Origin of the sequence: Streptomyces sp. NBC_01537 (assembly GCF_045040445.1) — a bacterium.
Taxonomy (GTDB): domain Bacteria; phylum Actinomycetota; class Actinomycetes; order Streptomycetales; family Streptomycetaceae; genus Actinacidiphila.
In genome coordinates, this window is record NZ_CP109392.1 from 1,361,692 (window position 1) to 1,378,299 (window position 16,608).

The 16,608-nt window shown below is 70.0% G+C and carries 13 protein-coding genes; 5 read left to right on the plus strand and 8 right to left on the minus strand.

The window, feature by feature from the left end; all coding sequences use genetic code 11:
* Positions 1-39: 39 nt before the first annotated feature.
* The 8 genes from OG607_RS06370 to OG607_RS06405 form a co-directional block, all read right to left on the minus strand.
* Positions 40-1,260 carry a CaiB/BaiF CoA transferase family protein gene (locus OG607_RS06370; RefSeq protein WP_405719855.1) on the minus strand — a complete coding sequence of 407 codons (1,221 nt, stop codon included), beginning with the start codon at positions 1,258-1,260 and terminating at the stop codon, positions 40-42.
* Positions 1,261-1,319: 59 nt separating this feature from the next.
* On the minus strand, positions 1,320-1,754 hold the full coding sequence (locus OG607_RS06375) for a Zn-ribbon domain-containing OB-fold protein (protein ID WP_405719857.1): 435 nt from the start codon (positions 1,752-1,754) through the stop codon (positions 1,320-1,322).
* Positions 1,755-2,210: 456 nt separating this feature from the next.
* A complete protein-coding gene (locus OG607_RS06380; protein ID WP_405719859.1) occupies positions 2,211-2,954 on the minus strand; it encodes an ABC transporter ATP-binding protein in 744 nt (247 codons plus the stop codon).
* Positions 2,951-4,780: an ABC transporter permease subunit gene (locus OG607_RS06385; RefSeq protein WP_405719861.1), complete on the minus strand. Its 1,830-nt coding sequence runs from the start codon at positions 4,778-4,780 to the stop codon at positions 2,951-2,953. Before OG607_RS06385 ends, OG607_RS06380 begins: the two co-directional genes overlap by 4 nt.
* On the minus strand, positions 4,777-5,646 hold the full coding sequence (locus OG607_RS06390) for a branched-chain amino acid ABC transporter permease (protein WP_405719863.1): 870 nt from the start codon (positions 5,644-5,646) through the stop codon (positions 4,777-4,779). Before OG607_RS06390 ends, OG607_RS06385 begins: the two co-directional genes overlap by 4 nt.
* 23 nt (positions 5,647-5,669) lie before the next feature.
* A complete protein-coding gene (locus OG607_RS06395) occupies positions 5,670-6,836 on the minus strand; it encodes an ABC transporter substrate-binding protein (protein ID WP_405719865.1) in 1,167 nt (388 codons plus the stop codon).
* Positions 6,837-6,887: 51 nt separating this feature from the next.
* Positions 6,888-8,642 (minus strand): thiamine pyrophosphate-binding protein, encoded by a 1,755-nt coding sequence (locus OG607_RS06400; protein WP_405719867.1) that lies wholly within the window; start codon positions 8,640-8,642, stop codon positions 6,888-6,890.
* Positions 8,639-10,144, minus strand: coding sequence for an aldehyde dehydrogenase family protein (locus tag OG607_RS06405; protein WP_405719869.1), 1,506 nt, complete (start codon positions 10,142-10,144; stop codon positions 8,639-8,641). The genes OG607_RS06400 and OG607_RS06405 overlap by 4 nt, the downstream gene beginning before the upstream one ends.
* 129 nt (positions 10,145-10,273) lie before the next feature.
* Between OG607_RS06405 and OG607_RS06410 the strand changes: the two genes are divergently transcribed.
* The 5 genes from OG607_RS06410 to OG607_RS06430 all read left to right on the plus strand — a co-directional run bounded on the left by OG607_RS06410 (position 10,274) and on the right by OG607_RS06430 (position 16,446).
* Complete coding sequence (locus OG607_RS06410) at positions 10,274-11,056, plus strand: IclR family transcriptional regulator (protein WP_405719871.1); 783 nt, start codon at positions 10,274-10,276, stop codon at positions 11,054-11,056.
* 51 nt (positions 11,057-11,107) lie between these two features.
* Positions 11,108-12,310 carry a CaiB/BaiF CoA transferase family protein gene (locus OG607_RS06415; RefSeq protein ID WP_405719873.1) on the plus strand — a complete coding sequence of 401 codons (1,203 nt, stop codon included), beginning with the start codon at positions 11,108-11,110 and terminating at the stop codon, positions 12,308-12,310.
* Positions 12,307-13,128, plus strand: a complete 822-nt coding sequence (locus OG607_RS06420; protein ID WP_405719875.1) for a citryl-CoA lyase — start codon at positions 12,307-12,309, stop codon at positions 13,126-13,128. The genes OG607_RS06415 and OG607_RS06420 overlap by 4 nt, the downstream gene beginning before the upstream one ends.
* Before the next feature lie 151 nt (positions 13,129-13,279).
* Complete coding sequence (locus OG607_RS06425) at positions 13,280-15,439, plus strand: PQQ-binding-like beta-propeller repeat protein (protein WP_405719877.1); 2,160 nt, start codon at positions 13,280-13,282, stop codon at positions 15,437-15,439.
* Between the two features lie 17 nt (positions 15,440-15,456).
* Positions 15,457-16,446 carry a ThuA domain-containing protein gene (locus OG607_RS06430; protein ID WP_405719879.1) on the plus strand — a complete coding sequence of 330 codons (990 nt, stop codon included), beginning with the start codon at positions 15,457-15,459 and terminating at the stop codon, positions 16,444-16,446.
* Positions 16,447-16,608 lie beyond the last annotated feature (162 nt).

Here is a 16,608-nt window from a genome sequence, read left to right on the forward strand (position 1 = left end):
CCTGCGCGGGGAACGGTCGGGTGACCGGTCTGCCCGGCGTCAGGCGTGGTCGGAAACGCGATGGAGGATCTCCGCGGTGTGCTGGCCCAGGCGCGGTGGCGGCAGGCGGTACTGCGCCGGTGTGCCGCTCAGTGCGATGGGGCTCGCGACCTGGCGGGAGGGCCCGCTGTCTGCTCCGTCGGCGGCTGCGGCGGGGATGTCGACGACGCCGGGGAGGCCGAGTTTCTGGGCGAAGGCGAACGCCTCGTCGAGGGTATTGACCGGTCCGGCGGGCACCCCCGCGGCCAGCAGGACGGCCGACCAGTGGTCCGCGCCGGCCGTGCCCAGCCGCTCGGTCAGGATGTCCCGAAGAGCCGTACGGTGGGCAACCCGGTCGGCATTGGTGCGGAAGCGGTCGTCGGCAGCGAGACCGGGATCCCCGACAACCTCGGCGAGCGCCGCGAACTGCCGGTCGTTGCCGACCGCGATCGCGATCGGGCGATCGGCTGCGGGGAAGGTCTCGTACGGGGCGATGCTCGGGTGCGCGTTGCCCATGCGGCCCGGCACCACACCGGCAACGGCGAACGCCGACGCCTGGTTGACCATGGCCGACAGCAGCGAGCCGAGCAGGTTCACCTCCACCTGCTGGCCCTCCCCAGTGGCGTCCCGGTGCCGGAGGGCCGCGAGGATGCCGAGCGAGGCGTGCAGGCCGGTGACCACATCGACCAGGGCCACCCCCGCCTTCACAGGCTCCCCCGCCGCGTCCCCGGTCACGCTCATCAGACCGCCGACAGCCTGCACGAGCAGGTCGTACCCGGGGATCGCAGCACCCGCACCGCCGCCGAAGCCGCTGATCGAGCAGTAGATCAGCCCCGGGTGCCGGGCGCGGAGTTCGCGATGGCCGAGCCCGAGCCGTTCCATCGTGCCGGGGCGGAAGTTCTCCACCAGCACGTCGGACTCGGCGACCAGGGCACGGGCCTGTTCGCGGCCGGCGTCGGTCGTGAGGTCCAGGACGACGGACCTCTTGTTCCGGTTGACGCTCAGAAAATAGGTCGACGTGCCGTCATGGTCCGCCGGAGGGTGCCAGGCCCGGGTGTCGTCCCCGATGCCCGGCCGTTCGACCTTCACCACGTCTGCGCCGAGGTCGGCGAGGAGCATGGTGGCGTAGGGCCCCGCGAGAACCCGGGAGAAGTCGGCGATGCGCAGCCCATCCAGCGCGCCGCGCCCCGCTGCGTCGAGTACGCCGGTCCATCCGTCCGGTGCGTTGTGCTGGGTGCCCACGCACCCTCCTCTCTGAACGTCCCGCGTGTGCGAGGTGGCTGTGTCCCGGGCGCTTTCCGTTACCACGAGGGCTCCAGAGGCGGTGCCGGGGCGGTGAGCTCGACGAGGGGCAAGCCCTGGCCGAGGGGGGCGGCGGACCGTACGACACTCACCCGCGCCCCCACCCCGACCGCACCCGGCGCCGTCCCGGTGACCTGGCAGAGCAGGTTGAAGCCCTCGCGCATCGCGACGAACCATGTGTTGTGCGGGACATGGCCGTTCCGGCGCACGACGACCCCGGAGCCCTCGCTGCGCTCCGGTGTGAAGGCCGTGGACCCGCAGGCACGGCAGAAGGAACGGCGGTAGGCCGCGGTGCCGCACCAGAGGCAGCGCTGGAAGAACAGCTCGCCGCAGGCCGCCGGTTCGCTCGGCACGGCCGGCGCTGCCGTGGCGGCGGTGGCCGCGTCGTGGTCTTCTCGGACCTCGGTGTGTTCACGGGTGTCTGTCTGGAGCATCACGGCATCCTGCACGCAGTTCGGTGACCGGAAACGGGTGGTCGGAATCCGATGTGGCTCCCCCACCCTGGCCCTGCCGCGGATCGCCGGTCAACGACGTACTGACGCATCTTTGTGCGCGGAACGCGTTCCATCCGCCGAGGTCAAAGCCGGTATACCGGGACTACTCTCAACATGGCGTCCTGGCTGCGGCCCCCTGGTCGAGCGCCTCGGATCATGCGCCGGGCGGCGAGTGGAACCGGTCGACGAAGGACAGCGCTCGCATGCCTCTAACCTGCATCAATAACACGACGGGCGGGAGTTGCGGCTCTGCTGGTCCGTGGATGGTCCGGATCTTGGCTGCTTTCCCCTCAATCAGCGCGTCTGCGTGTTGACGCTCTGCTCAGGAGCGGCACCAAACGCCGGAGCCGATCGGGCCGACAGGATACGAATGCTGCTCCATCGCCGCGCTCCTGTTCACAGACCGAGATAAATCTGCCGGACCCGGGCATCCCGGCTGAGCTCGTCGGACGTCCCGGTCATGGCGACGCTTCCGTTCTCCATGACCAGGCAGTGACTCGTCGCGCCGAAGGTGAGTTTGGCGTTCTGCTCCACGAGGAGCAGGCTCAGGCCCTCGTCGCGCAGCCGCCGGAGCGCGCTCAGAATTTCGCCGACGAGCTTGGGCGAAAGCCCCATCGACGGTTCGTCGAGCAGCAGAATGCGCGGCCTGGCCATCAGGGCACGGCCGATGGAGAGCATCTGCTGCTGCCCGCCGGAGAGCGCCCCGGCCAGTCGGTGTCTCATCTCGTCCAGGACCGGGAAGAGTTCATGCACCTCCGCCAGCGTGGTGCGGGTCTCGGCGTCCCACCGGCGGGCGTAGGCGCCCAGCATCAGGTTCTTCTCCACGGACAGGCCGGGGAACACATGCCGGCCCTCCGGTACGTAGCCGATGCCGTGCCGCACCATGTCGCGGGCCCGCACTCGGGTCAGGTCGCGCTCGCCCAGCGTGATGCGTCCGCTGCCGCGCGGTACGAGGCCCATCAGGGCCTTGAGTGTGGAGGTCTTGCCCGCGCCGTTGGCGCCGATGATGCCTACCGACGCACCGGGTTTCACACTGAAGCTGATCGAACGGACCGCGCAGACTCCGCCGTAGTGCACGGAGAGGTCGTCTACGGCGAGAGTCGCGGCGGTTTCGGCGAGGCGAGCAGGGATCCTCTTCACCGGGTTGCCTCCTTCGGGGCCGGGGCCCGCTCTGGCAGCGGAACGTCGGCCATCGCGGAGTCGCCGAGGTACGCCTCGATAACCTCAGGCGCAGCGACCACCTCGGCAGGTGTGCCCTCTGCGATGATCACGCCGCTGGAAAGCACTGTGACGTGCTCGCACAGCGACATGACCAGGCCCATGTTGTGCTCGATGAGGACGACCGTGGTACCGCTGTCACGGATGGAGCGCACGATGCGGGCGAGCTGCTGCACCTCTTCGCCGTTCAGGCCGGCGGCCGGTTCGTCGAGCAGCAGCAGCCGGGGCCGGGCGGCCATGGCGCGGGCGATCTCGATGCGCCGCTGAATGCCGTACGGGAGGGAGCCGGGCGCGGACTCGGCGAAGTCAACGATCCCGAAGCGTTCCAGGAGTTCCTGGGCCTGGCGGCGCAGTTGCCGCTCGCGGCGTACGATGCCGGGCTGCCACAGCGCGTACTGCCAGATGGTGTGGGTGCGGGAGCGGTCGAGGGCGACGAGGATGTTCTCGCGGACCGTCAGCTGGCCGAACAGCCGCAGGTTCTGGAAGGTGCGGGCCATGCCGAGGAGGGAGAGCGCGTACGGGCGGGTGGTCGTGGTGTCACGGCCGGTGAAACCCACCTGTCCCGAACTGGCCCGGTAGAAGCCGCTGATCACGTTGAACAGGGTGGTCTTGCCGGAGCCGTTGGGTCCTACGATGCCGCGGATCTCGCCCGCTTCGACCGTGAGGGAGACGTCGTCCAGGGCGCGCAGCCCGCGGAAGTCCTTGGTGACGGACCGGATCTCCAGGAGGGGCTCGCCCGCGGCGTCGGGTGCATCGGGCGCGTCGTACGGCTGGAAGGGGCGCAGCTGCGCACGGTCCTCACTCCGGCCGCGCCGCCGGTTCGCGAACTCCTTTGCGCGGGACGGGATTCCGGCGAGTCCGGTCGGCGCGAAGACAACCATGAGGACGACCACCACGCCGTATCCGAGCTGTGCGTAGGTCGAGAAGTCGGAGAGCCACTCGCGGATCAGGGTCAGCCCGACGGCGCCGACCACACAGCCGGCCAGGGAGCGTCGGCCGCCGATGATGACCATGGCGAGCAGAATGAACATGTTGCCGATGGAGAAGGTCTCCGGGGCGACATAGCGGATGAGGCCCGCGTACAGGACTCCGGCCAGACCCCCGTACAGGCTGGCGAGCAGGAACGCGGTCATCCGCAGCAGTGGTATCTCCGCGCCCATCGCGCCGGCGGCCAGCGGGTCGTCGCGCATCGCGCGCAGTCGTCGCCCCAGTGACGTGCGGACGACGAAGAGCCCGAAGCCGAGGCCGAGCGCGCAGACCACCAACTCCAGGTAGTAGTAGAGGTATTCGCTGGAGAGGTCGACGCCGGGCAGGGTGGGCAGGGGGATCCCGGAAATGCCGTCGGCGCCTCCCGAGATCGAGGCGTTGGTGACCCAGTTGATGAAGCCCAGCGCCAGGCCGAGCGTGACGATCCCCAGGTAGTGGGACTGCATGCGCAGCGCCGGTATGCCGACGAAAAGGCCTGCCGCCACGGACGTGAGCAGCGCGAGCACGGCCGCCGTCCAGAACCCGTACCCGGAGTGGGTGGTCAGGATGGCGAGGGTGTACGCGCCGACGCCGAAGAAGGCGACCTGAGCGAGGTTGATCTGCCCGGACACGCCCATGGCCAGGCCCATGCCGATGGCCAACAGGGCATAGATGACAGCGATGTTGACGACATGGATGGAGTAGCCGCCCAGACCGTACGGCAGCAGCCAGGCGGCCACCGCGGCGGCTCCGAGCCCTCCGATACGGATACGGAACCTCACGCGCGGCTCACCGTCCTCTCCCCGAAGACGCCCATGGGCCGGATCATGATGGCGGCGGTGAAGACCAGGAAGGTCACCAGCACCGAGTAGCCCTGGAAATGTCCGGCGGCGTAGGAGTCGAGAACGCCGATGGCGAGCCCGCCGACGACAGCGCCCGGTATGGAACCGAAGCCGCCGAGCATCGCGGCGGCGAAGCCCTTGATGCCGAGCGCGCCGCCGAGCGAGGCGTCGACGTACAGCATCGGCCCGACGAGACTGCCGGCAAGGGCCGCCAGGCCCGCGCCGATGGAGAAGGCGAGGGCGTTGCTGCGGCCGACGTTGATGCCGACGGCGGTGGCTGCCTCGTGGTCCATGGCGACGGCCTGCATGGCTGCGCCGCGTTTGGTGCGCGAGAGGAACCAGGCGAGGCCGGTCACGGCGAGTGCCGCGACGCCCATGACCAGGAGGTCGTAGGTGCGCACCCGCACCCCGAACAGGTCGAGCGGGGCGGCCCGGACGGGCGAGGGGACCGCCCGTCCCGTGGTGCCCCAGATCAGGATGGCTACTGCCTGGAGGACGATGCCGAAGCCGATCGTGCCGATCAGCATCAGGTCGAAATCCTTGTTCTCCAGCGGGCGCAGCACCCGCTCGATGACCAGTCCGATGGCGCCGGTGACGACGATCGCCACGATCACGGCGACGGCGAACGGCAGTTCGGACGTCAGATAGAAGGTCGAGGCCGCGTACGCGCCGATCATGGCGATGTCGGCGTGCGCGAAGTTCACCAGGCCCATGGTGCGGTAGACCAGGGAGAACCCCATGGCGACCAGCGCGTAGACCGCCCCGAGGCTCAGGCCCCCGACGAGTGTCTGCAGTGTCTCTTGCACGGAAGTCTCCCGATGCCCAATGCCTACTGCTGCGGGACGAGCTTGCCGTCGCGGATGATGCCGATGGAGGTCCTGGTGATTCCCACGCCGTTCTCGCCGTACTGGAAGTCGCCGAGCAGGCCCTGGTAGTGGGTGGCACGGATCGCGTCCGCGAGTTTCTCGCCGGTGGCGGCCTTGCTCGTCTTCAGGGCGGTGAGCAGGATGTTCGCCCCGTCGTACGCCTTGGCGCCGTGCAGCTCCGCCTCCTTGCCGTAGGCGGCCTGGTAGGCGGCGGCGAACTTCTTCGAGGCGTCGCTTGCGTCGTTGCTCAGATAGGGCGAGCTGACGATGGTGCCCTCGACGGCGGCCTTGCCCGCGGTGTCGAGGAAGACGGGGGTGCCCTGTGGCGCGGCGCCGGCGAAGGGCGCGGTGATGCCCAGGTCCCTGGCCTGCTTGACGATCAGTCCGGCCTCGACCTCCTCCGAACCGATGAAGATCACCTCGGGCTTCTGCGACCGGATCTTCGTCAGCGCGGCACTGAAGTCCTTCTGATCGGTGGTGACCACCTGGTCGGTGGACGGGCTCACGCCGAGCCCCTTCGCTGCCTTGAGGAAGGCGTCGTGCTCGCCCTTCCCGAAGGAGCCGTTGTTCGTGATCACGGCGATTTTCTTGTAGCCCTTGTCCTTCACCAGGTACTGGGCGAGCGTCGAGTCGTAGGTTGTGCTCGTCGGTCCGTTGAGGAAGAGGTACGGGCTCTTCAGCGCGACCAGGGCGTCGGACTGGCCGGAGGTGATGTTGGGGATCTTCGCCTGCTGTAGCACCGGCCCCATCGCGACGGTCACCGCGCTCTCCGCCGTGCCGATCATGGCGACGTACTTCTCGCTGACCAGCTTGCGGGCGATGTTGGTGCCGGTGGTCGGGTCACCCTGGTCGTCGAAGAGCTTCAGCTGGATCTTGCGGCCGTCGATGCCGCCCTTCTTGTTCCACTCGTCGACGGCGAGCTTGGCGCCCTTGTACTCCCAGTCGCCGAGCGAACTGAGCTGCCCGCTCTGGGCGTCGACGACGGCGATCTTGATGGGGCCGGTGGACGCCTTGGTGTCGTCCCCGGAGTCGCCGGGCGCGCTGCACGCGGTGAGTGCCACGGCCAGCGCGGCCGTGCAGACGGCGGCGCGGGTGGCGGTGGTGGTGGGTAGGCGTGGGGTGCGGGTCATGAGGTCACCTCGTTGTGAGCGGAGCGGGCAGTCGTAGGGTGGCCGGGGCGGTCAGTCGGTGAAGGACCCGCGGTAGATGTCCTTGATGTTCCAGTGGCCCGGCGTCGGAACGGGTTCGTTGACCATCGGTACGTCGATGACGGCCGGCCTGCGCCGCGCGATGGCGTCGGCGAGGGCCTTGGACAGGTCGGCGGGAGCGGCGACGGTGTAGCCGTCGGCGCCGCAGGACCGTGCGAGAGCTGCGAAGTCCGGGCTGTACGGCCGTCCCTCGGTGTCCTTGAACTCGCAGCCGTAGGACCGTCCGAACGACGAGGCCTGGAGGTCGGCGATGGTGCCGTGGGCCCGGTTGTTCATCACCACGAAGATGACGGGCAGACCCTGCTCGACGGCCATCGGCAGCGCGGGCAGCTGCGCGCTCATCCCGCCGTCGCCGATCAGCGCGACCACCACGCGGTCCGGCCGGCCTATTTGCACACCGACCGCGGCGGCCGGTCCGAAGCCCATGGTCGAGGCTCCGCCCGGGGTGATGAACCGTCCGCCTTCGGGGAGTTCGTAGCACTGCGCGACGCCGTTCTTGTTCCAGCCCACGTCGGTGACGAGTACCGCGTCGTCGGGCAGCGCGTCGCGCAGGTCGGCGAGGATGCGCTGCGGTCGCAGCGGGAAGTTGTCGCTGCGTCCGTCCTCGCGGGCGGTGTCGAAGACGGCCCGGCGGGCGGTGGCGATGGTCTCGCGCAGGCCCTTTCTCACCAGGGGCTCGGGCACGGCGGATCGTACGGCCTCACCGATCGCCTGTACCGCGTCGCCGGCATCCGCGACGGCACCGATCTCGACGGGGTAGTTGCGGCCGATCTCGGCGGGGTCGATGTCGATCTGGATGAGCTTGGTGGGCGGGCTGTCCTTGTCACCGAAGGTCCAGGTGTACGCGGGATCCCACGAGCTGGCGTCGGTCTCCGCGAACCGGGTCGCGAGTGCAAGGACGACATCGGCGCCCTTGGTGTACTCGTGGGTGGTCTCCAGGCCCCAGAAGCCGGGCATGCCGAGCAGCAGGGGATGACTGTCGGGCAGGACCCCCTTGCCCATCAGGGAGTGGGCGAGGGGAATGTCGAGGTGCTCGGCGAGCTCCGACAGGGCCTGGCGGGCCGCAGGTTCGCGCAGTCCGCCGCCGAAGTAGATCAGCGGCCGGTCGGCTCTCAGCAGCTCCTCGGCGATGCGCTCGGCGGTGGCCCGGTCGAGAGCGGGAAGCGCGGAGCCGCCGGGCAGCGGGTGCTCGCCCGCGTACTCCTCGGCCTGCCGGCTGAACAGGTCCATCGGTACGTTGACGAGCACGGCCCCCGGCCGTCCGGAGGTCGCGGTCCAGAACGCCCGCTCCGTGGTGCGGGCCAGGTCCTGGACGCGGTGGACGTTCCAGGCGCGCTTGGTGAACGGCCGGTAGATCGCGGTCTGGTCGGCGTCCGCGTGGAGGTTGACCTCCTGGTGCGGGTGGCGGCCGTAGTAATAGGAGGGGACGTCGCCGGAGATGACGATCAGCGGAATGGAGTCCAGGGCGGCGGTGGCCACTCCGGTGACCGCGTTCATCATGCCGGGGCCGACGTGGGTGAGCAGTACCCCGGGCTTCCCGGAGGCGCGGGCGTAGCCGTCGGCGGCGTGCGCGGCGGCCTGTTCGTGGCGGGCGATCACGAACTCGATGGTGCTGGGGCCGAGCGCGTCGAGCAGGGCGATGTTGGTGTGGCCACAGGTGCCGAAGATGTACTGGACTCCATACGACTCGAGCTGGCCCACCAGGGCTCTGGCAGCGGTCACGGTCATGCTCCGGTCCCCTCGTCGATGGTGGTCGTGTCGCCCCAGACGGACAGGCCGCGCAGGATGAGGGTCTTGACGACCGTGTAGTCGTCGATCATCGAGCGGGGGGTCTCCCGGCCGAAGCCGGAGTCCTTGACCCCGCCGAAGGGCACGTGGTCGAGGCGGTAGTTGGAGCTGCCGCCCGCGATCAGCGCGCCGGTCTCCAGTTCGCGCCAGGCGGTGATGATGCGGCCCATGTCGCGGGTGAACAGTCCGGCCTGCAAGCCGTAGCGGCTGGCGTTGCAAGCCTCGATGACCGCGCCGAAGTCGTCGTACGGGAGCACCGCGACCAACGCCCCGAAGACCTCATGGACCACGACCGAGGCGGACTCGGGCGGCCCGGCGACGATGGTGGGCGCGGCGGTGGCGCCGTCCCGGGTGCCGCCGCGCAGCACGCGGGCGCCGGAGCCGGCGGCCTCGGCGGACCAGCGCACCACGCGTTCGGCGGCGTCCTCGTCGACCATCGAGCCCACATCGGTGGCCGGGTCGAGGGGGTCGCCGACCTTCAGGGCGTCGACGGCGGCGGCGAAGGCGTCGAGGAAGGCGTCGTAGCGGGAGCGGTGGACGTAGACCCGCTGGACGGAGATGCAGCTCTGGCCGGAGTTGCTGTATCCGGTGCGGGCGCATTCCTTCGCGGCCTGTGCGATGTCACCGTCCTCGCAGACGATCGTGGCGGCATTGCCGCCGAGTTCGAGGACCAGGCGTTTGGCACCGGCGGCCTGGGCCACGGCCCGGCCGGTCGCCGCACTGCCGGTGAAGCTGATGACGGCGACCTCCTCGGCCGCGCACAGCAGCGCGCCGACCTCGCCGCCGCCGTGGAGCAACTGCACGGCCTGCGGGGGCAGTCCGGACTCCAGGAGCAGCGCCACGATCGCGGCGGTGACGGCCGGCGCCTGCGGCGGGGCCTTGACCAGTGTGGTGTTGCCCGCGGCGAAGGAGGCGCCGAGCTTGTGGGCGAGGAGGTTGGCGGGTGCGTTGAAGGGGGTGATGGCGAGGGCCACCCCGGCCGGTGCGCGGTAGGTGAAGGCGGTGTTGCCGACCCCGCGTTGCCAGCCCGCGACCGGCAGCGTCTCGCCGCCGATGTGCCGGGCCTCGGACGCGCACACCGCGAAGGTGTCCGCCACCCGGTCGATCTCGCCGCGCCCGTCCTTGAGCGGCTTGCCCAGCTCCAGGGCGAGCAGCCGGGCCAGACCCTCGCGGTGGGCCGAGGCGGCGCGCGACGCCCGGTCCAGGATGTCCGCGCGCAGGGCGGGGGCGAGCCCGGCCACCGTACGGGCCGAGGAGCGGGCGTAGGCGAGGGCGCGGGCCACCTCCTCCCCGGTCGCCGTGCTCGTCCGGCTGACAACGCGGCGCAGATACGGGCCCGTTCGGGCCGCGGCGGGGCCGTCGCCGCCCCACTGGCCCGCGACGTACGGGGGTGCCTCGGCCACTGTCGCGTCTGTGCCGGCCTTGAGAAGCGAATCCAGCATGAGATCTCCCAGGAAACCGCTTAGTGGCACTGGTGGACTGCTCTGTGGTTCGGCGTGTAACGTACGGGCGCCAACTCGCGGTGGCAAGAGGAAAGTTCAAGGAAGTTACGGAGCGGAGGGAGAACGCGAGTGGACAGCACCGAGCAGGAGCAGACGGCCGAGGCGACCGGGGTGCGCAGTGTGCGCAGAGCTCTGGACATCCTCGGTCTGCTGACCGAGGATCAGCCCACGGTCACGCTGAGGGAGATCGTCGACGCCACCGGCCTTGCCAAGACCACGGTGGTCCGCCTGGTGCAGACCCTCGAACAGTGCGGCCTGCTCTGGGACACCCCGGCCGGCTACACCGCTGGTCCCGGTCTGTGGCGCTGGGCTCACCTCGCCCACACCAGCTGGGAACTGCCCCGCGAGACCCGCAAGCTGATGCGGGAACTGGTCGCCGAGCAGCAGGAGACGGCCAATCTCTTCATGCTGCGCGGCCTGCACCGCGTCTGCGTGGCGCAGCAGGAGAGCCCGCAGCCGCTGCGCCATGTGGTGAGGGTCGGCGATGAACTCCCGCTGTGGGCGGGCGCCTCGTCCAAGATTCTGCTGCGTACGGCCCCCGACGGCCTGCTGCACCGGATCGCGGCGGGCTCCCCGCACGGAGAAGGGCATGCCCGGCAGCTGCGGCTGTGGGCGGACATCGCGGCGGAGCAGGGTTTCGCGGTCAGCCGGGGCGAGCGCGACGAGGGGCTGACCGCCGTGGCCGTACCCGTCCTCGGACGCACCGGGGCCGTCGTCGCCGCGCTCTCGCTCAGCGGGCCCAGCCACCGCTTTCCCGAGTCCGCCGTCCAGCGGTTCGCCACCGCGCTCGGCGACGTCGCCCGCCAGATGTCGGACCAGGGCTTCGACCACCCGCTCAGCCCGACGAAATGATCCCACCGCAGTAGCCGCAGCAGTCGCAGTAGCCGCAGAAGGAGCCGGTAGATGCCCGAACGACCGCTCTCAGGAATCCGCGTACTCGATCTCACCAATGTGCTCGCAGGGCCTTACTGCAGTTATCACCTCATGCTCCTCGGCGCCGAAGTGGTCAAGGTCGAACAGCCGGGCAAGGGCGATCTGGCCCGGAGCCTCGGCCCAGACCCGGAGCTCAACCGGGCCGGTGTCGGCGCCTCCTTCCTCGCCCAGAACGCCGGCAAGAAATCCCTCGCACTCGATCTCAAGTCCCCCGGCGACCGGGCCGACTTCGAGGAACTGGTGCGCGGCGCGGATGTCCTCCTGGAGAACTTCCGGGCCGGGGTGCTGACCCGGATGGGATACGGCGCCGACCGGCTGCATGAGCTCAATCCGCGTCTGATCAGCTGCGCGATCACCGGCTTCGGGCAGTCGGGCCCGATGAGCGCCGCCCCCGCCTACGACCAGATCATCCAGGGCCTGTCCGGCATGATGAGCATCACCGGCACCACCGACACCGCACCGCTCAGGGTGGGCTTCCCCGTCTGCGACTCGCTCGGCGGTCTCGGCGCGGCCCTCGCCATCAGCGCGGCCCTGCTCGGCCGGGAGCGGACCGGGCAGGGGGTCCGGCTGGACGTCTCCATGCTGGAGGTCTCCCTCTCCGCGATGGGCTGGGCCGTCTCCAACTACCTGATCAGCGGGCTGCATCCGGAGCCGATGGGCGACCAGAACGCCACCGCCGCGCCGTCGGGGACCTTCGAGACCGCCGAGGGCGGGCTGAACATCGCGGCCAACCGGCAGGAGCAGTTCGTCACACTCTGCCGTCTCGCCGGGCTGCCGCAGCTGATCGACGACCCGCGGTTCGCCGAGCGCGAGGCACGCAAACGCCACCGCGCGGAGCTCAACACCGAGCTGAACGCGGCGCTGCGCCGCAAGAGCGCCCTGGAGTGGGAGGCGATGCTGTCCGAGGCCGGAGTCCCGGCGGCCCGCGTCCTGACCGTCCCCGAGGCCGTGGACCTCGAACAGTTGCGGCACCGCGGTTTCTTCACCGACCTGCCCTATCCGGACGGCTCGGAACGCACCCTGCGGGTCAGCGGCAACGGCGTACTCGTGGACGGCGAGCCCCTCCCGCCGGACTCCCCGCCTCCGCTGCTCGACCAGCACGGCGAGGAACGTACGCGGCTCATCGCCCGCTGGCGGGCGCACAGCCGTGCCGCCGAGGCGCTGGGCTCATGACTCCCGGGCCGCAGGACGGCCTGGTGGCCCAGTGGTGGGCCACCGCCGTCAGCCGGGTCGAACCCGGCATCATCGAACTGCGCGAACACCCCGTACAGGACCTCATCGGCACCACGACATTCGTCGAGACGATCTGGCTGATGCTCCGCGGTGAACTGCCCCGTCCCGAGCAGGCCAGGCTCCTGGAGGCGGCCCTGGTGGCGGGCGTCGACCACGGACCGCAGGCGCCTTCGATCGCTGCAGCCCGGATGGCGGCCACCTGCGGGGTCGGGCTCAACAGCGCCGTGGCCACCGGGGTGAACATGCTCGGCGATGTGCACGGCGGGGCCGGACAGCAGTGCGTACAGCTGCTCACCGAAGTCGGCGAACGGCACGGCCAGGGCAGCGAGTTCGACCTGGCCGTAGCGGAGGTCGCCGAGGAGTGGCGGTCCCGCTCGCGCTATCTGCCCGGCTTCGGCCACCGCTTCCACCCCCGCGACCCGCGCCGTGACCCGCTGCTCGCCCTGGTGGACCGGGCCGTGGCGGACGGCTTTGTCAAGGGCGCCCACCTGCGGGCGGCCCGCGCCATCGAGACGTATCTCAACCGTGGGCGCGAGGGAAGGAAGCCCGTGCCCATGAACATCGACGGCGCCACCGCTGTCATCTACGCCGAACTGGGCTTCGCCGCGCCGCTGGCCCGCGGCCTCTTCGTGCTCAGCCGCAGCGTCGGCATCCTCGCGCACGCCTGGGAGGAGACGGGACAGGGCCGGCGCAACAAGAGCCCCATGCCGCCCTCCATGGTGCCGGTCCACCTGGTGGCACCGACAGCGCGCCAGTAGAACCCGGTTGACCCTCGGGCAAGAAATCTCCTGCCGCATGTCTTGTCATGGGCGCATCCCCGTCCCTAACGTGACCATCCATCACGCGAACCCATTCTGCGGATTACGCGAACCACCTAGTGGACCTTGATCGAATCGAGGGAGCTGAACGATGGAAAGACGCACCTTCCTCCTGACAGCCGCGGCAGGCAGCGCCGCCACGGTCTCCACCACCCTGGCCTCCTCCGCCGAGGCGTCCCCGAAAGACCCGGGCCTCGCGCTCCCCGTACCGCCGCAGTCCCGCGCACTCGGCACCGCGGCCGCCGACTGGCCCAAGGTCGGCGGCAATTACGGCAACCAGAACCACTCCACCCTCCACGACATCACCCCGCAGAACATCAAGAGGCTCGGCGGGGCCTGGCACATCAACCTGGAGGGCGGCTCCACCAGCGCGTACCAGCAGTGCACTGTCGTGGTGCACAGCGGCGTCCTGTACGTCGAGACCACCCAGCAGAACGTCTTCGCCGTCAACGGCAGGACCGGCGAGGTGATCTGGAAGACCAACCTTGGCACCGAGACCACCAACATGCGCGGCGTGGCCGTCGCTGAGGGCAAGGTCTTCACCATCTCGGGCGCCAACATCGTCTACGCCCTCGACCAGGCGACCGGCGCGATCATCTGGCAGAAGCCGCTGATCGTCGAGGACAACGGCGGTGACGACGGCTGTGACAGCAACAGCAGCCAATGCGGCGGCAACAGCGGCGGACTCGCCGGCGCCGTCGTCCACTTCGACGGCCTGATCTACGTCGGCACCGAGGGCTCCACAGCCGGCGCACGAGGCCGCGGCTACGCGCTGGACGCCGGTACCGGCGACGTCGTGTGGACCTTCTGGGGCCCGCCGGGCCCCGGCGAGTACGGACACGACACCTGGGAGGGCGACTCCTGGAAGACCGGCGGCGCGGTCCCCTGGATCCACCCCGCCGTCGACCCCGAACTGGGCCTGGTCTACTGGACGTTCGGCAACCCGTATCCCCGTACGGACGGATCCTCACGCGGCGGTGACAACCTCTTCGCCAACTCGATCGTCGCCATCGACGCCAAGACCGGGCGGCGGCGCTGGCACTTCCAGTCCGTCCACCACGACATCTGGGACGCCGACAACGTCATGGCGCCGGTCCTGGCCGACCTCCTCGTCGACGGCAAGAAGCGCAAGGTCGTCGTCTACGGCTCCAAGACCTGCTGGTTCTACATCCTCGACCGCCGCACGGGCGAGGCCGTCCACGGCATGGAAGAGCGCGACGTCCCGCAGCACACCGACCAGAAAACCTCGCCCACCCAGCCGTTCCCCGGCGGCGAGCCGTTCACCGACCCGTTCCCCCGCCTCGACAGGACGACCAGACCGGTGCCCTTCTACCCGACCGGCGGCCTCTTCAGCGTCTTCTGGGACCGGGCCACCATCATCTTCCCGGGCGCGGGCGGCGGCGGAGACTGGGGCTTCCCCTCCTTCAGCCCGAAAACCGGCTACGTCTACATCGGCTACGGCCTGGTCAACTCCTCCTACTCCAACACCCACGGCGGCCGGGTCAACACCGCCCGCCCGCTGGGCGAGTTGTTCGGGGGCGGGCTCGTCGCCATGGACCCGCGCGCCAACACGGTGGCCTGGCGCAAGGACGGCGACTGGTCCCTCGCCCATGGCAACGGCATCCTCACCACCGCGGGCCGGCTCCTCTTCCAGGGCCGCCCGGACGGCGTCCTCGAAGCGATGGACGACACCGACGGCAGGACCCTGTGGACCTGGCAGTGCGGCGCCGGAGTCAACACCATCCCCGTCTCGTACGAGATCGACGGCGAGCAGTACGTGGCCGTGCTCGCCGGAGGCAACGGGCTGCCCTTCCCGGACATCCCCAAGGGCGACCACCTGTGGGCGTTCAAGCTCGGAGGCAGTATCGGGCAGGCCCCTGCGCCCACCCCGCCGTCCCGCCGCAACCAGATCCGCACCGCCGCCGTCACCGGCGAGACCGCAAGGAACACCGTCACCCTCGGCCGCGTCTGGGACACCCGGGCCGGTGCGCCCGGCGCCACCGAGAACACCGTCGCCCAGACCGCCATGGCACCCCAGCACCTGACCGTCCCGGCCGGCACCGCGGTCACCTTCACCAACCCCGCCGACAACAAGCAGGCCCACGGCGCGGCGGCGTTCTTCGACGCCGAGTTCGACACCGGCCTGCTGATGCCGGGCCAGTCGTACACGTACACCTTCGGAAAGGCGGGCGAGTACTTCTACAACGATCCGGCCTTCCCCCAGTCCACCGGAAAGATCGTCGTCCAGTGATGAGAGGTCCGAACGTCATGACGGCAAGATCCCGCACCCCGGTATGCGTCCTGGCAGCCGTCGTCGCCACCGCCCTCGTCGCCCTGGCAGCCTTCTTCGGCGCCCACGCCCGGGCCGTAGCCCAGGGGGGCGCGAGGCCCACCGGAGCCCAGGAACTCGGCGACCCTGACTACGGCGTCTGCCGCGGCACCAGCGCCAAGTGCTACCACGACTGGGGCAACTTCACCCCGGCCGCCGACGGCTACAAGGTCCTCCTCTACACCCGCACCGCCGGACCCCGCCACGCCGACCTCGGCCCGGCGCTCGGCGACGGCCTGGACCCGGCGCTGACCGATGCCAACGTCGTACAGAAGGCGATCGTCAAACTGGGCGAGGCGAACGGCTTCGCCGTCGACTGGACCGAGGACGTCACCCAACTGGCCACCCCCTCAAGGCTGTTCCGGTACAACGCCGTCATCTTCTTCTCCACCAGCCGCGACACGCTCGACGACGCCGCACAGACCTCACTGCGCCAGTACATCCGAGGCGGCGGCGGTTTCGTCGGCATCCACAACGCCTTCGGCACGGAGTACAACTGGCCCTGGTACGAGGGGCTGCTGGGCGGCGCCAACTACTACGACCACGGCCCCGAGCAGTCCGGCACCATTGTCACCACGGACCGCGAGGACTCCTCCACCAAAGAGCTCCCGGCGCGCTGGACCTTCACCGACGAGTGGTACAACCTCGTTCCCGCTCCCTCAAAAGTCCGACTTCTGGCGACAGTCGACGAGTCCACCCTCGCCGACGGCGTCACCGGCAGCCAGGGACACCCAGGCCACGGCAAGGTCCATCCGGTGGCCTGGTGCCAGTACTACGACGGCGGGCGCGCCTGGCTCACCACCCTCGGCCATGACGCCAAGGACTTCTCGACCGACGGCTCATTCGCCGGGGCGGAGCAGTTCCAGAAACTGATCCTCGGCGGCATCGAGTCGGCCATGGGCAGGACTCCGTTCTGCCGGGCAGGCTGAACCGCGCCGATCGCAGCCACGGCGTTCCTCGCCGATTGCTCGACCGGTTCGCGATGGGCAGCTCCGCCGACGTCGAACCGCTGTGAGCGCCGTGGCGCACAGATGCGGGTCACTCAAACCTGACGTGCGGTGCGAGCTCGTCGTGCCGCCAAAGCCGGCCCT

Excerpts from the sequence above, each read along its gene's own strand:
- OG607_RS06430 (WP_405719879.1), top strand. The coding sequence starts at position 15,457 with ATGACGGCAAGATCCCGCACCCCGGTATGCGTCCTGGCAGCCGTCGTC.
- OG607_RS06395 (WP_405719865.1), bottom strand. The coding sequence starts at position 6,836 with ATGACCCGCACCCCACGCCTACCCACCACCACCGCCACCCGCGCCGCC.
- OG607_RS06375 (WP_405719857.1), bottom strand. The coding sequence starts at position 1,754 with ATGCTCCAGACAGACACCCGTGAACACACCGAGGTCCGAGAAGACCAC.
- OG607_RS06425 (WP_405719877.1), top strand. The coding sequence starts at position 13,280 with ATGGAAAGACGCACCTTCCTCCTGACAGCCGCGGCAGGCAGCGCCGCC.
- OG607_RS06415 (WP_405719873.1), top strand. The coding sequence starts at position 11,108 with ATGCCCGAACGACCGCTCTCAGGAATCCGCGTACTCGATCTCACCAAT.
- OG607_RS06400 (WP_405719867.1), bottom strand. The coding sequence starts at position 8,642 with ATGACCGTGACCGCTGCCAGAGCCCTGGTGGGCCAGCTCGAGTCGTAT.
- OG607_RS06405 (WP_405719869.1), bottom strand. The coding sequence starts at position 10,144 with ATGCTGGATTCGCTTCTCAAGGCCGGCACAGACGCGACAGTGGCCGAG.
- OG607_RS06420 (WP_405719875.1), top strand. The coding sequence starts at position 12,307 with ATGACTCCCGGGCCGCAGGACGGCCTGGTGGCCCAGTGGTGGGCCACC.